This is a genomic window from Nostoc sp. DedQUE05, assembly GCF_034530955.1.
GTDB lineage: Bacteria > Cyanobacteriota > Cyanobacteriia > Cyanobacteriales > Nostocaceae > Nostoc.
Genome location: NZ_JAVRCB010000056.1, coordinates 1 through 13,778 on the forward strand (window position 1 = coordinate 1; position 13,778 = coordinate 13,778).

14 protein-coding genes are annotated in these 13,778 nt (G+C 42.3%); 12 read left to right on the top strand and 2 right to left on the bottom strand.

Annotation, left to right across the window (positions count from 1 at the left end; translation table 11 throughout):
• Positions 1–997 precede the first annotated feature (997 nt).
• The 4 genes from RMZ42_RS30125 (at position 998) to RMZ42_RS30140 (ending at position 5,238) form a co-directional block, all read left to right on the top strand.
• Positions 998–1,567, top strand: coding sequence for a photosystem I assembly protein Ycf4 (locus RMZ42_RS30125; protein ID WP_322667183.1), 570 nt, complete (start codon positions 998–1,000; stop codon positions 1,565–1,567).
• A 121-nt stretch (positions 1,568–1,688) separates the two neighbouring features.
• The gene (locus tag RMZ42_RS30130; RefSeq protein ID WP_322674869.1) at positions 1,689–2,489 is read left to right on the top strand and encodes a peptidylprolyl isomerase; all 801 of its coding nucleotides are present in this window, start codon (positions 1,689–1,691) and stop codon (positions 2,487–2,489) included.
• An 88-nt stretch (positions 2,490–2,577) separates the two neighbouring features.
• The gene (locus RMZ42_RS30135) at positions 2,578–3,720 is read left to right on the top strand and encodes a beta-ketoacyl-ACP synthase (RefSeq protein WP_322674870.1); all 1,143 of its coding nucleotides are present in this window, start codon (positions 2,578–2,580) and stop codon (positions 3,718–3,720) included.
• Positions 3,721–3,948: 228 nt separating this feature from the next.
• Complete coding sequence (locus RMZ42_RS30140; RefSeq protein ID WP_322674871.1) at positions 3,949–5,238, top strand: Glu/Leu/Phe/Val dehydrogenase; 1,290 nt, start codon at positions 3,949–3,951, stop codon at positions 5,236–5,238.
• A gap of 137 nt (positions 5,239–5,375) precedes the next feature.
• Here RMZ42_RS30140 and RMZ42_RS30145 read toward each other — a convergent pair whose 3' ends face one another.
• Together RMZ42_RS30145 and RMZ42_RS30150 are read right to left on the bottom strand one after the other, a co-directional pair.
• Positions 5,376–6,497 carry a Gfo/Idh/MocA family oxidoreductase gene (locus tag RMZ42_RS30145; RefSeq protein WP_322674872.1) on the bottom strand — a complete coding sequence of 374 codons (1,122 nt, stop codon included), beginning with the start codon at positions 6,495–6,497 and terminating at the stop codon, positions 5,376–5,378.
• A 102-nt stretch (positions 6,498–6,599) separates the two neighbouring features.
• Positions 6,600–7,079, bottom strand: coding sequence for a hemerythrin domain-containing protein (locus RMZ42_RS30150; RefSeq protein ID WP_322674873.1), 480 nt, complete (start codon positions 7,077–7,079; stop codon positions 6,600–6,602).
• Between the two features lie 720 nt (positions 7,080–7,799).
• Here RMZ42_RS30150 and RMZ42_RS30155 point away from each other — a divergent pair.
• The 8 genes from RMZ42_RS30155 (at position 7,800) to minE (ending at position 13,672) form a co-directional block, all read left to right on the top strand.
• Complete coding sequence (locus RMZ42_RS30155) at positions 7,800–8,075, top strand: DEAD/DEAH box helicase (RefSeq protein WP_322674874.1); 276 nt, start codon at positions 7,800–7,802, stop codon at positions 8,073–8,075.
• Positions 8,076–8,115: 40 nt separating this feature from the next.
• Entirely contained in the window at positions 8,116–8,340 is a 225-nt protein-coding gene (locus RMZ42_RS30160) for a hypothetical protein (RefSeq protein WP_322674875.1), read from the top strand.
• Between the two features lie 130 nt (positions 8,341–8,470).
• Complete coding sequence (locus RMZ42_RS30165; protein WP_322674876.1) at positions 8,471–8,968, top strand: DUF29 domain-containing protein; 498 nt, start codon at positions 8,471–8,473, stop codon at positions 8,966–8,968.
• A 40-nt stretch (positions 8,969–9,008) separates the two neighbouring features.
• On the top strand, positions 9,009–9,671 hold the full coding sequence (locus RMZ42_RS30170) for a hypothetical protein (protein ID WP_322674877.1): 663 nt from the start codon (positions 9,009–9,011) through the stop codon (positions 9,669–9,671).
• A 160-nt stretch (positions 9,672–9,831) separates the two neighbouring features.
• Positions 9,832–11,154, top strand: a complete 1,323-nt coding sequence (locus tag RMZ42_RS30175) for a four-carbon acid sugar kinase family protein (RefSeq protein WP_322674878.1) — start codon at positions 9,832–9,834, stop codon at positions 11,152–11,154.
• 165 nt (positions 11,155–11,319) lie between these two features.
• Positions 11,320–12,351 carry a septum site-determining protein MinC gene (gene minC / locus RMZ42_RS30180; RefSeq protein ID WP_322674879.1) on the top strand — a complete coding sequence of 344 codons (1,032 nt, stop codon included), beginning with the start codon at positions 11,320–11,322 and terminating at the stop codon, positions 12,349–12,351.
• A 181-nt stretch (positions 12,352–12,532) separates the two neighbouring features.
• Complete coding sequence (minD, locus tag RMZ42_RS30185; protein ID WP_109012001.1) at positions 12,533–13,339, top strand: septum site-determining protein MinD; 807 nt, start codon at positions 12,533–12,535, stop codon at positions 13,337–13,339.
• Positions 13,340–13,375: 36 nt separating this feature from the next.
• A complete protein-coding gene (minE, locus tag RMZ42_RS30190; protein WP_322674880.1) occupies positions 13,376–13,672 on the top strand; it encodes a cell division topological specificity factor MinE in 297 nt (98 codons plus the stop codon).
• Positions 13,673–13,778 lie beyond the last annotated feature (106 nt).

Consider the following 13,778-nt stretch of genomic DNA (forward strand, 5'->3'; position numbering starts at 1 on the left):
CGAAGCGATCGCGCTTGAGCCAGTCGTCTAGAACGTCAAACCACCCTCTACTGGGGGCGCGTCCAACTGCGATGGTCATCGGACTTAAATCCTCTTTTTTTACTAAAATTGCAACGTTTCTAAGGTAGTACGGAAAGCCAATGTAACCGACTGCCGTGAGAAATTAACGTTTTTTTTGACAATCTCAACTGCTTTTAAGTAACTGAGATTCTGAGAGCTTACTGACTAGTTAAGTCATTATTTCTCAGGGTTATGACATTACACGTACCATCGGCTAGTAATCTAGCTTGTGGTAACTTAATGATTCTTAACTTATCACACTACTCAGGGTTTTTGCCTGATACGCAAAAGGAAATGAGCTATGAAACACGAACCTTATAAATAATATGAATATCAGAAATTTTACAATTTGACACAACTTTTCTCAGAAATCTAAAAAAATTTAATGTAGATGGAGGTAGGTAGATCGCTCATTTCAAGAGGTCAAAAAGAGGCAGGGAGAGGGTGGCAGGGAATAAGGGGGGCTGAAGGACAGGGAGAAAGAATTTTGATCGGCCATTGAGTAAAAAAATAGTACAACACTCCCTAAAAAATTATATCGGTAGCAGGAACATAGAAGGGCGCAGTTGAGTTTTTGTCAACGATGTTTGGTAAAATGCAGATAGTCACTTCGCTGCCACGGTCATTGATACACCTCTGGAAAACCTATGTGAAACGTTAGACAAGGAGAAAGGAAGTTGGCATATCTTGACTAATACAAATAGCCTAAGTGGTTTGTCCCGTAGTACAAGTAAGCCGGCATTATCCGGGACAGTAAAATTTGTAAGGTACAAAGTGAAAAATTTATAGTCTGCGGCAGGGTTCCCGTGGACTTGAAACATAGCTCTCCGTGCCTCCTAAGCAATAGCCGGATTGGCAAAGGAACCCACCACTCTATGCAAGAGCATTCAGTGTGCGAGTATGTGACAGCGAGTATCTCACAGGCAATGGTAGTTCAATGACGACATCAACAACGATTAACAAAGGCGATCGCCTCCTGCACCAAAATGTTCTCGGTTCTCGTCGGTTCAGTAACTACTGGTGGGCAACTATCGTTACCTTGGGAGCAAGCGGCTTTCTATTGGCTGGAATATCCAGTTATTTAAAAGTTAATTTACTCATAGTTTCCGATCCCACTCAACTGGTATTTGTCCCCCAAGGATTAGTAATGGGGTTATATGGTACCGCTGGCTTGCTATTAGCTACATACCTGTGGTTAGTGATTTTATTGGATGTTGGAGGCGGTTACAACGAATTCGATCGGGAAACTGGCGCAATCAAAATCTTCCGCTGGGGGTTTCCTGGTAAAAACCGCCGAATCCAGATTGATAGCCGCATAGAAGATGTCCAATCTGTATTAATAGACATAAAAGAAGGTCTTAACCCCCGTCGCGCCCTCTATCTACGCATTAAAGGACGGCGAGATATACCCTTAACACGGGTTGGACAACCGGTATCTTTAACAGAGTTGGAAACAGAAGGCGCAAAGTTAGCCCGCTTTTTGGGAGTATCACTAGAAGGACTTTAAGAAATTAGGGTAGAGGGTAGAGGTAACAGGGTACAGATTATTCCCTATTACCTGTCGCCTCTCCCCTAATCCCAATGCTCCTCAAAACGATAAGATACTCTGGTTAAATCGGTAACAGGCAATGCGGTTAAAAATTTCACAATTTTTGCTTTCTCTTGTGATTATCAGTGCCTTGATGTTGGGAGGATGTTCAACACAGCAAGTCGCTTCTAATAGCTCTTCTCCAAACTCGACTGCTACCTCGGCTACAACCGAGGCAAGCACCAAGACAACTACTGAAGCAACATCTGTATCTCAAACTATTAGTGAGAGTATTCCTGGACTGGCAGATTTACCGCGCCTCGAAGGCAAGGCTACTGTGGTAATCACGGTTAAAGGTTCGCCGATTACTATCGAAGTAGACGGCACTGATGCCCCCATTACAGCTGGCAACTTTGTAGATTTAGTGCAAAAGGGTGTGTACGATGGTTTAGCTTTCCATCGAGTTGTACGCGAACCCCAACCCTTTGTAGTTCAAGGGGGCGATCCCAAAAGCAAAGACCCGAAAGTTCCAGCAGATCAACTAGGAACTGGTAGCTATATTGACCCAAAAACGGGAAATGCTCGTTATATACCTTTAGAAGTTAAGCCAAAAGGTTCAGATACTCCGATTTACAATAAACCATTTGATGCTACTGCTCAACCCGTCGTATTGCCCCATAAACAGGGTGCAGTCGCAATGGCGCGATCGCAATCACCAGATTCAGCTTCTGCCCAGTTTTACTTTGCTTTAGCGGATCTAGCTTTTTTAGATGGTAACTACGCCGTGTTTGGCAATGTCACTCAAGGCTTTAATGTAGTAAACAAAATTCAGCAAGGCGATCGCATTGACTCTGCTAAAGTCACTCAAGGTGCTGAAAACTTAAAAACGCCTGGACAGTAGGAGAAAGAGGCAGGGGAGCAGGGGAGCAGGGGGGCAAGGGAAAAACTCTTAACTCTTAACTCCTCACTTTTAACTCCTAACTCCTAAATTGGTCAAAATTGTTGTTACTGGTATTGGTTTAGTTTCTGCCTTGGGTGGAAGCTTAGAGGATAGCTGGCGAAATTTAATCGCAGGTAAATCTGGAATTCGGTTACATCAACCATTTCCAGAACTTACACCACTTCCTCTAGGTTTGATTGCTGAACAACCATCTGAGTTGACAATGTTAACTCGGATGGTTGTTGCTTCTGCTTTAGAAGATTCTGGGTTAGTTGCGCCTTTAGCTGATTGTGCTGTAGTCATTGGATCGAGTCGCTCTTATCAATCGTCTTGGGAAATGCTGGCGCGGCAAATGTATAACGCGAATCATTTCCCGGTTTCCTCTTTTGAAAATTGGCTAGATACATTACCTCATTTAAATGCGATCGCAGCAGCGCGACAAATTGGTGCATCTGGTATAGTTTTGGCACCAATGACAGCTTGTGCTACTGGAATTTGGTCTATTGCCCAAGCAGCTATGCTTATCCAAACTGGGCAATGTCAACAAGCGATCGCAGGTGCAGTGGAAGCACCGATTACACCTTTAACTTTAGCTGGGTTTCAGCAGATGGGTGCTTTGGCAAAAACTGGGGCTTATCCCTTTGATTTGCACAGAGAAGGCTTAGTCTTGGGCGAAGGCGCGGCTGTGTTTGTCTTAGAATCAGCAGAGTTTGCCAAGCAGCGTCAAGCAAAAGTGTATGGTGAAATTCTCGGTTTCGGCTTAACTAACGACGCATATCATAGTAATTCACCAGAACCCGAAGGGAAAAGTGCGATCGCTGCTATCAAACAATGTCTAGAACGTAGTTGTCTATTACCAGGCGATATCGATTACATTCATGCTCATGGTACAGCTACCCAGCTAAATGACCAGATGGAGAGCATGGTAATCCAGCGTTTGTTTCCCCAAGGCGTGGCGGTTAGTTCCACCAAGGGAAGCACAGGTCATACACTAGGGGCATCTGGAGCTTTAGGTGTAGCTTTTTCTCTCATGGCGCTAAAGCATCAAATATTACCGCCTTGTTTAGGATTGCAGCAGCCAGAATTTGATTTAGATATTGTTACAGCCGCACGTCTAAGTAAAATTCGACAGGTATTATGTTTGAGTTTTGGCTTTGGGGGACAGAATGCCGCGATCGCATTAGCCAAGTGAAAACTTGTGGATTTAACTATCTGACCAACATAATATATTAATTTTTATTAAGACCCACACAGCTGCGCGCCTTTAAAAAAGGTGATTTTTAAATATTTTTATATATCAGAATATAAGATATAAAACTGTAACAAAAACTACAAAATACTTGTTTTCCCTAAAAAAAAGGATAAGCTTAAGTACAGATGATATCCGGTTCGTAAAGATACCGCGATTAGGAGAAAATTTATGATTTCAAAATCTTCGTTGCTGTCAGAACCTGCTTCTCCAGCGCATATATGCCCCTTTGACCAAGCCTGTAGTTACCTAGAAGCGGCAGCTAAAGAATTAAATTTAAATCAGGGTTTGCTAGAAATTCTCAGCCACCCGCGTAAGGTTGTCACAGTTTCCATTCCCGTGAAGCTAGATGATGGGGAAATCCAAGTTCTCGCGGGACATCGGGTACAGCACTCTGATGTTTTAGGCCCCTACAAGGGCGGAATTCGTTACCATCCGGCTGTGACACTGCGGGAAGTATCTGCTTTAGCAATGCTGATGACCTGGAAATGTGCCTTATTAGGTATTCCTTACGGTGGTGGAAAGGGTGGCATTGCTATAGATCCCAAACACTACAGTGTTGGCGAATTAGAGCGAATCAGCCGCCGTTATATCAGCGAGTTGATTAAAGATATTGGGCCTTCCGTAGATATTCCTGCGCCAGATATGGGTACTTCTGCCCGTGAGATGGCTTGGATGATGGATACTTACTCGGTAAATGTTGGTCATGCTGTACCAGGAGTTGTAACTGGAAAACCCCTTTCGATTGGTGGTTCTCTGGGACGAGAAATGGCAACCGGACGTGGCACGATGATTATTGTCCGTGAGGCGCTAGCAGATCGAGGTAAATCCTTAGCAGGAGTGCGGGTAGCTATTCAGGGTTTCGGTAACGTCGGCTGTGCCGCAGCAGAATTACTATATGAAGCAGGCGCGAAAATTATCGCCGTTTCAACTGGTGCTGGGGGAATATTCTCTGAAGCTGGTCTTGATATTCCCAAATTAAAAGTCTACGCTGCTGAAAATCGCAAGAGTATTGTGGGTTTCCCGCAATCTGTACCAATTAGCAATGCAGATTTATTAACTTTACCCTGTGATGTCTTAATACCAGCAGCTTTGGAGAACCAAATCACTGAAGAAAATGTCAATCAGGTGCAGGCGCAAATTGTCGCAGAAGCAGCTAACGGCCCGGTTACTCTTGAGGCTAACTTGGCCTTAGAGGCGCGGGGTGTGACAGTGTTACCAGATATTTTGGCGAATGCTGGCGGTGTAGTAGTCAGTTATTTAGAGTGGGTACAGGGTCTTTCTTACGTATTTTGGGATGAGGAGCGCGTCAACCGCGAAATGGAACATTTGATGGTGCAAGCCTATCGCAAGGTGATTCATCAGTCGGAGGTACGGCAAATTTCTTTAAGATTAGCAGCTTACACGCTGGGGGTAGGTAGAGTGGCTCAGGCGTTGACTGACAGAGGTCTTTATCCTTAATATTTGGGTATAGACAGCAGTTTTTAATTGAATAGATAACATATAAGGGCACAACTATAATATTGTGCCCTTATATGTTATGAATAGTCGGTGTTTTTGTTAAGCGATCGCTACAACATAACTAGTGGTCTATCGCATTATGACTCGCCAGAAGGTGCAGCAGCGTGGATTAAGTCTGGCTTCTCGTCATTAGGAGGACGCTCAATAGTTTGATCCGATGTGGGACGTTGATGGCGATTGCTAGTTTGGATCTGTACAGGTTTACCCGTCTCAATTGACTGGTAAAGTGCTTGAATAATCGAAACATCAATCAATCCTTCCGTACCTGATGGTTCTGGATCTTTATCTTCGAGAATACAATCAGAGAAGTAGGTAAATTCAGCTGCTAATTGGTCGCGATCTTCAAAAGTCCGCTCTTGAGTTTCACCATTAATTGTTAAGTAATGCTTGATTTCGCCCTGCCAAGGATATGCAGGTTCTACTCGTAAATCGCCTTGAGTCCCTACAATCTGATAGGTTGAAACACTTGCTCCTCCAAAGCTACAGGTAAATGTTGCCAAACGCTCATTTGGGAAGCGCAAGATAACGCTAGCCATTTCTTCCACTTCGCTGAAGCGTTGTTCTCCGTTATTGGCAGCTACAGCCAATACTTCAATTGGTTCATCTTGAAAGAGGTAACGTGCAGCATTAATGCAGTAAATGCCAATATCATAGAGCGTGCCGCCACCTGTAACATCTCGTAAACGAATATTGCCTTCTTCTACTTGCTGAGTAAAAACCGAGTTGAAAATTCGCGGTTCACCAATTTGCTTTGTACGCAAAATTTCAACTGCTTGTAAATTAGCTTCTTCTAAATGTAAGCGGTAGGCAATCATCAGCTTCACATTATTGTCATTGGCAGCTTTAATCATGGCCTCACACTCTTCTTCTGTTACTGCCATTGGCTTTTCACATAACACATGAATTGCCTGATTAGCAGCTCGCACAGTGTAGTCGCAATGCAAGTGATTAGGTAACGCAATATAAACTGCATCAATCTCGCCGCTTGCCAAACAGTCCTCATACTCTTCGTAGGAGTAAGTATGCTCAATACTATACTTTTTACTCAATTCTTCGTTTTTAGTGGGGTCATCTGAAACTAGTGCCACTAATTCTGAGTTTTCAGCCTGGGCAAAGGAAGGTAAGGCAGCTTGTTGGGCAAACCAACCTAAACCAACAACGGCATAACGAATTTTGTTCTTACCATTTGTAGCAGTCATTTTTCTACTCTTTGATGAAGGAATATTTTGGTAATTTTAATGCCCTAATTACGTGGAAATTATGGCTAACTATTTATGCAAACATTTGAAACAAGTGTATTCCTACATTGCTAATGCAGCTTCTACATTTGATGTCAACTTAGCTTTAATTTCTTGAAACTCTTGTCCCAATTCAGTTAGCTCTCGATCGCTCATACATTCGCGCACAGCATGAAAAATTTCGTTTTCTTCTTCCTTTACATGATGCTCAAGTGTTTCCTTCAATTCACTGATTTTTTCTCTAAATTCAGGGTTATTAGGCTTAAGCGACTTAATTTCTTCTAAAATAACTGAAATTTCTTCATGTTCTTCTTCAGCTTCTTCAACATATTTTTCAGTTTCTTCGTATTCTCGCAAAGCTGGGTAGAAGACTAATTCTTCTGTTCTTGCATGTAAGATCAATTCTATATAGATTTGATTGAATTGCTCAACCAACTTTGCACCTTTAGCTTTTTCTGCTTCTGCAAAAAGTTTCTCAACTTGGCGATGCTCTGCTTCAATTAATGAAAGAATGTCTGTTGATTTAGCTTTAGTTTTAGCCATTTTTACCTCAGTAATAATCGATTTATCAGACTGATATTTGGAGGTTAATGAATGGGAACTCGTATATTTTCAATGACTTGGGAAATGAAAACCTCATTCTTTGAGTAAGCTTTAATTTAGACTTAAGGAATATTTTCGGTATTGCACCTTGACTGAAATTCATAACCTCAGCATGATGGATGTTGAGTATGTAGCGTTAGCAACTCAAGGCTACAGCCCAAACCTTAAACACCAGTTGAAGATTCCCACACAGTAAACTACTAAATTGCTCTTGCACCTTAGAGGTTGTTTGAAAAGTGGTTGGCTGTGATTTTAGGCACTAACCGATCCCCCCTAGCCCCCCTTTTTAAGGGGGGAACCGGAATCAAAGTCCCCCAATTTATCGGGGGATTTAGGGGGATCTAGAACGTTTTGTTACCGAGAAGAAAACTTTTCAAACATACTCTTAGATAGACTCGATTTATTTTTGCTGAAACACCAAAGCTGACGTTGAAAGATGATTTGTAAAGAAAATCTTAAAGATACTCAACTCTTTGCTAAGTCTCAGTTTCAGCGAATAAGTGCTTTATTAACTTAAATTCCTAAAACCCCTATAAGACAAGTACTTTAGTTAAGTTATAAATTAGCTCTGAAATCTTTAGTGGTATAGGTCTTGAAAAAAACTAAGTTCTGCTTGTATTTGATGTTACAACAGAAATGACAATTAGTTACTTAGTATCTATGACAACTAACCTTCAGGAACAGGGATTATTGCTTCTGCGTCAAGCGCTTGATAACTCCACAGCCGATTTTCGCCCTGGACAGTGGGAAGCTATTGAAGAGTTACTCAAAGTGCGATCGCGGTTACTCGTTGTTCAACGCACTGGTTGGGGTAAAAGTCTAGTTTATTTTTTAGCAACTCGTTTACTACGAGATCGAGGTGCTGGTTTTACTCTTTTGATTTCGCCATTGCTAGCTTTGATGCGAAACTTTAGTAAAAGCGGCTTCTTCGATTGAAGCAGTACAAACTGTAAAAAAAATACCTCAAGAGACTGTTTTGGATATTCACTCACAAGATATTTACCAAGCTGTTTTACCTATCATCTTGAATCATTTACAGCAACCGAAGGATGCAAAATCTTTGGCGGAATGTTTGAATGTTAGACTATCTCAAATGCAGGATTGGTTAAATAAGGCTGTGAATGAAGGTATGGTGAGAAAAATAAACAAACCAGTCACTTATGTAATCAATCAACCAACAACTCAACTTTCTTTATTATGATGGTGTAACAGGAGGGTAGTTTTATTTTGGTAAAGGTAAAAATATTGAGCTAGAGTCAAAGATTACAAGCAATTTTGCATAGAAGCTTAATTGAGCTAAATTAAAAAAATAGTAGAAGTTTAGCTAGTTTATGGTAAAACCAATAATCCAATCAGCAACTCAAACCTTATACGACGAAGATTATTATCTATGGCTGATGACAACTATAAACCAACTTCGCACTGGTCAGTTTTCATCTGTGGATTTAGATAATTTGTTAGAAGAATTAGAAAGTATGGGTAGGAGCCAGAAGCGAGCGGTGAAAAGTTTGTTAATTCGACTTTTTGAACATCTGCTTAAACTCACATACTGGGATGTGGAACGGGAGCGCAATGAAGGACATTGGAAAGGGGAAATCAGAACTTTTCGTAGAGAGATTAAGGATGAACTCAAAGATAGTCCTAGTCTTAAGCCTTACATTTTAGAAATATTCAATCAATGTTATCAGGATGCAAGGATAGAAGCAAGCGATCGCTCTCAACTTGCCATTGACATATTTCCCTCTATACCCATTGGGTCTTTAGAACAAATCTTAGATGAAAACTGGTTTCCTGAATATAACCACAATCATCATGGTAAACCCGATTAAAATGAATACGCAACTTGGGTTTCCATAGGAGTATGCAGACGTGCAGCCGGATTTAATAGGCTTGGAAATTAGTAAGGGTGAACTAAGACGTTTGACTGGGTTCGATCCAGAAGACGTTTTTCGACCCTCTGTTCTGCGAGATGGCAAAAAGCGATTAGGGTTTTTTATCAGTGAAATGCTGGTGACGCTGGCGCTAACGCCAATAATTGTGGGCTTTGTTTACGCGTTTATTATTCTGCCAACTATTGGTTCTTCAGTTCGACTAGGAATTCTTTTACTAATTTTAGTGCCAATGCCGATATTAGTGGGACGATGGCTATGGCGACAATTAACCTGTCCTGAAGGACTGACAATACTTTTAGATGAAGTTGATAAATATCATGACCTGGTTGCTGCCATCGATATTAATGACCAATTGGCAGCATCAGGAAACGTAGAAAGCAGCATCCATGACCGAGATAAAGTAACCTCCGCCTTGCAACTAATTAGAGAAGATTTAGTCCGCGCTCTGAAAACGGAACGAATTTTGCGAGATAATAAAAAATTGCTTGCTAATAACCAAGAGTTATTTGTGAATAATTTAGCGAGTCTGCGAGCTTTACAAGTTAGTAGTCAAGCAGGCGAATACGCTCAACTGTTAAATCAATCATTGCAAATTGCGATCGATGTGCAAGCAGAAATCAGAAAATTGCAGAAAGGCTAATGAGAATGTTTGTAAAAGCGGTTACACGAGAATTTACCTGCCTCCACAGGTTAGAAAACCCTTGATTTTAGATTAGTTCACGGAGGTGGACTTTGCTTATGTAGTAGCGACTTCTAGTCGCCCAAAACTTTCCCAGAAAACAATCGCCCCGTTGACTGAAATGAGCAACAAACCCAAAATAATTGTTCTGGATGATGACCCTACAGGTTCTCAAACAGTCCACAGCTGCTTGCTGCTGATGCATTGGGATGTGGAGACTTTACGCCGTGGGTTGCAGGATGATTCGCCGATTTTCTTTGTGCTGACTAATACTAGAGCGCTAACGCCAGAGTCAGCTGCATCTGTCACCAAAGAAGTTTGCCACAACCTGAAAATTGCTTTGAAGGCTGAAGGAATTGACGATTTTTTAGTTGTCAGCCGTTCTGATTCTACTTTGCGGGGACATTATCCGATTGAAACAGATGCGATCGCCCAAGAACTCGGGCCCTTTGATGCTCATTTTCTCGTACCAGCATTTTTTGAAGGTGGACGCATCACCCGTGACAGTGTGCATTACTTGATGATTGCTGGCGTACCCACTCCAGTCCATGAAACCGAATTTGCCCGTGATTCAGTCTTCAGCTACCATCACAGTTACTTACCCAAGTACGTCGAAGAAAAGACTCAAGGACGAATTAGGGCCGAAGTTGTAGAAAGGTTTCTCCTAGACGATATTCGTGCTGGTAGTTTGGAACGATTGTTACAACTTCATGGTAATCAGTGCGCTGTTGTCGATGGTGAAACTCAAGGCGATCTCAACCGCTTTGCAGTAGATATATTAGCAGCCGCCAGTCAAGGGAAACGCTTTTTATTTCGCAGTGCAGCAAGTATTTTAACGGCAATAGCAGCTTTACCACCCCAACCCATTGCCGCCGAAAACATGGCTCAGTACGTGCGCCAAGGCAAACCAGGTGCGGTGATTGTAGGTTCCCATGTGAAAAAGACTACCCAGCAATTAGAGGCGCTGTTGCAACTAGAAGGAACTGTCGGAATCGAAGTGAATGTAGCGCGATTACTCGATGATGCAAATCAATCTGCGGCATTGCTAACTGAAATTCAAGAAAGTACACAAGCGGCAAACAAAGCTGGCAAAACACCAGTGGTTTATACTAGCCGTCAGGAACTGAATTTTAAAGATGTCAAGACACGATTGGAGTTTGGGGAAAAAGTTTCAGGTTTATTGATGGATATTGTACGTAGTTTACCATCTGATATAGGATTCTTAATCAGCAAGGGTGGTATTACTTCTAATGATGTTTTGAGTACTGGACTAGCTTTAACTTCAGCCCGTTTACTGGGTCAAATTTTAGCTGGTTGTTCAATGGTGTTAACGCCATCCGATCATCCTCAGTTTCCTGATTTACCTGTGGTGCTGTTTCCAGGTAACGTTGGCGATGCTGATGCCTTGGGGACAGTTTATCAGAGGTTGACCGTGCAAATTTGAGATTTGAGATTTTAGATTAAAGAGTCTTTTGGTTAATGTCGGACTAATATCCCGCTACGCCAACACCCCTTTTCCGTGACACAAATCCAAAATCCAAGTTGCGCTATCAGCGCACCAAAGGTGCGAACCAAAATTTAAAATCTGTTGTCTTTTGGCTAGTACTGCATGACTTCTGATTCTGCGATTCCCAATCTAAAGTCAAATTCTGCACTTCCTAATGCAGAATCAAACTCTATACTTTCCGAGGTAGAGGTAAATTCTACTGTTTCTGATGTAGAGTCAGATTCTATCCTCCCGGATGCTGAGTTAAAATCTGTCCTCCTTTATTTAAAATCAGATACTGTTCTTGGGGATGTAGAGTCAAATCCTGCTGACCCAGATGTAGAGTCAAATACTGATGCCGGATCGGATTTTATCCTAACTGATTTAAATCCCAATGAGTTAGCATTACCAGGGCATCGTGCAAATGATAATACTCAAGTCCAATTAAGAAGTAAGGAGGGACGACTTTTATTAATTTTGCCCTCAGAATCTCAAGTATCTGCCTCAGAACTCACTTGGTCAGATATTTGGCAACAAATCAGGCAACGTCTGAGTGCAGGCGATCGCTTCCGTGTCTCTAATACACCTGTGCATTTAATGGCACAAGACCGTTTGGTAGATACCAGACAACTCCAAGAACTCGCTGAGGCTTTGAGTGAAGTGCAACTCCGGCTGATATCTGTCTCGACCAGTCGGCGGCAAACTGCGATCGCTGCCGTGACTTCTGGGTATTCAGTAGAACAATTACAGCCCGTAACTTCCCTGAGTTCCGAGCCAACAGCTACAGCGATCCCCCAAGAAGATGCCCTCTATTTAGAAATGACAGTCCGCTCTGGAGTAGAAATTCGTCATCGTGGGACAGTAATTCTCTTGGGAGATTTAAATCCAGGTGGTATTGTAATTGCAGATGGAGATATTATTATCTGGGGTCGTCTGCGTGGAATCGCTCATGCTGGGGCTGGAGGCAATAGTGAGTGTCTGATTATGGCCTTGCAAATGGAACCAACCCAACTGCGGATCGCAGATGCTGTAGCTAGAGCACCAGAAAAACCGCCAATGCAGTTTTTTCCAGAGGTGGCACATATTACGCCCCAAGGAATTCGTATCGCTAGGGCAACTGATTTTTCCAGAAACCAATTCACCAAGAGCAATTAAGAACCATAAATATTTACTTAAAGAATGAAGTATATAAGTAAAGATGAAATAAAACAAATATTCATGCCTCACCCAGATCGGGGAGAACAGATATTTCTTCATACTTGATACGATACTTCATACTTTATACTGCAATTTACTGTTTTATATTTCCTGAACCCTCATTGACCGCATTTCTATCATGACTCGCATTATTGTGATTACCTCCGGTAAAGGAGGAGTGGGTAAAACCACAGTTTCAGCAAATTTGGGTATGGCTTTAGCCAAAATGGGGCGTCAAGTTGCTTTGGTTGATGCGGATTTTGGTCTGAGAAATTTGGATTTGCTGTTAGGGCTGGAAAACCGCATTGTTTATACTGCGGTAGAAGTCTTAGCCAGAGAATGCCGTTTAGAACAAGCCTTGGTGAAAGATAAGCGCCAACCCAATCTCGTACTCCTGCCGGCAGCCCAAAATCGCTCCAAAGATGCAGTCACACCCGAACAGATGAAGTTATTGGTGAACGCACTAGCGCAAAAATATCAGTATGTGATTATTGATAGCCCTGCCGGGATTGAAAATGGGTTTAAAAATGCGATCGGCCCGGCCAAAGAAGCGTTAATTGTTAGCACACCAGAAATTTCCTCAGTTCGCGATGCGGATCGGGTAGTAGGGTTACTAGAAGCACAAGGTATCAAGCGTGTTCATTTAATAATTAACCGCATCAGACCCGCAATGGTGCAGGCAAATGATATGATGTCAGTGCAAGATGTTCAGGAACTTCTCGCCATTCCCCTCATCGGGGTAATCCCTGACGACGAGCGTGTTATTGTATCTACCAATCGCGGCGAACCCTTAGTGTTAGCAGAAAATCCCTCTTTAGCTGCCACAGCCTTTGAGAACATTGCTCGTAGATTAGAAGGGGAAAGTGTCGAATTTCTGGAGATCGACTCGTCCCAAGACAGCATCTTCGCCCGGATACGAAGGTTGTTCAGGACAAAGATTGTCTAACTTACTTTTCCAGTCTCCGCGCCAGACCTATTCGTAATGATTGAACTTCTAGAAAAACTTTTTTTTCGCGGCCCTGATAGCAGTCGAACTCAAGTTAAACGTCGCCTGCAATTGGTGATTGCTCACGATCGCGCTGATATAGACCCTCAAACGTTGGAAAAAATGCGGAAAGAAATCCTAGATGTAGTCTGTCGCTATGTTGAAGTTGAGACAGAGGGCTTGGAGTTCTCCTTAGAAAGCAACCAACGAACCACAGCTTTAATTGCTAATTTGCCCATCCGCCGAGTCAAAGGTGCCATACCTGAATGGGAAAGAGGTGACAAGTCTCTGTAGTTATAATTTTAAGTATTTTTATTTAGGTTAATAGTTGTAGAGAGATTGCCCAGCCAGAGAGTGGCAGAAGAGGGATATTGTATGATAACAAAACCCCGCTTTATTT

Excerpts from the sequence above, each read along its gene's own strand:
- RMZ42_RS30140 (WP_322674871.1), top strand. The coding sequence starts at position 3,949 with ATGATTTCAAAATCTTCGTTGCTGTCAGAACCTGCTTCTCCAGCGCAT.
- minC (WP_322674879.1), top strand. The coding sequence starts at position 11,320 with ATGACTTCTGATTCTGCGATTCCCAATCTAAAGTCAAATTCTGCACTT.
- RMZ42_RS30155 (WP_322674874.1), top strand. The coding sequence starts at position 7,800 with ATGACAACTAACCTTCAGGAACAGGGATTATTGCTTCTGCGTCAAGCG.
- RMZ42_RS30165 (WP_322674876.1), top strand. The coding sequence starts at position 8,471 with ATGGTAAAACCAATAATCCAATCAGCAACTCAAACCTTATACGACGAA.
- RMZ42_RS30145 (WP_322674872.1), bottom strand. The coding sequence starts at position 6,497 with ATGACTGCTACAAATGGTAAGAACAAAATTCGTTATGCCGTTGTTGGT.
- RMZ42_RS30125 (WP_322667183.1), top strand. The coding sequence starts at position 998 with ATGACGACATCAACAACGATTAACAAAGGCGATCGCCTCCTGCACCAA.
- minD (WP_109012001.1), top strand. The coding sequence starts at position 12,533 with ATGACTCGCATTATTGTGATTACCTCCGGTAAAGGAGGAGTGGGTAAA.
- RMZ42_RS30130 (WP_322674869.1), top strand. The coding sequence starts at position 1,689 with ATGCGGTTAAAAATTTCACAATTTTTGCTTTCTCTTGTGATTATCAGT.
- RMZ42_RS30175 (WP_322674878.1), top strand. The coding sequence starts at position 9,832 with ATGAGCAACAAACCCAAAATAATTGTTCTGGATGATGACCCTACAGGT.
- minE (WP_322674880.1), top strand. The coding sequence starts at position 13,376 with ATGATTGAACTTCTAGAAAAACTTTTTTTTCGCGGCCCTGATAGCAGT.
- RMZ42_RS30150 (WP_322674873.1), bottom strand. The coding sequence starts at position 7,079 with ATGGCTAAAACTAAAGCTAAATCAACAGACATTCTTTCATTAATTGAA.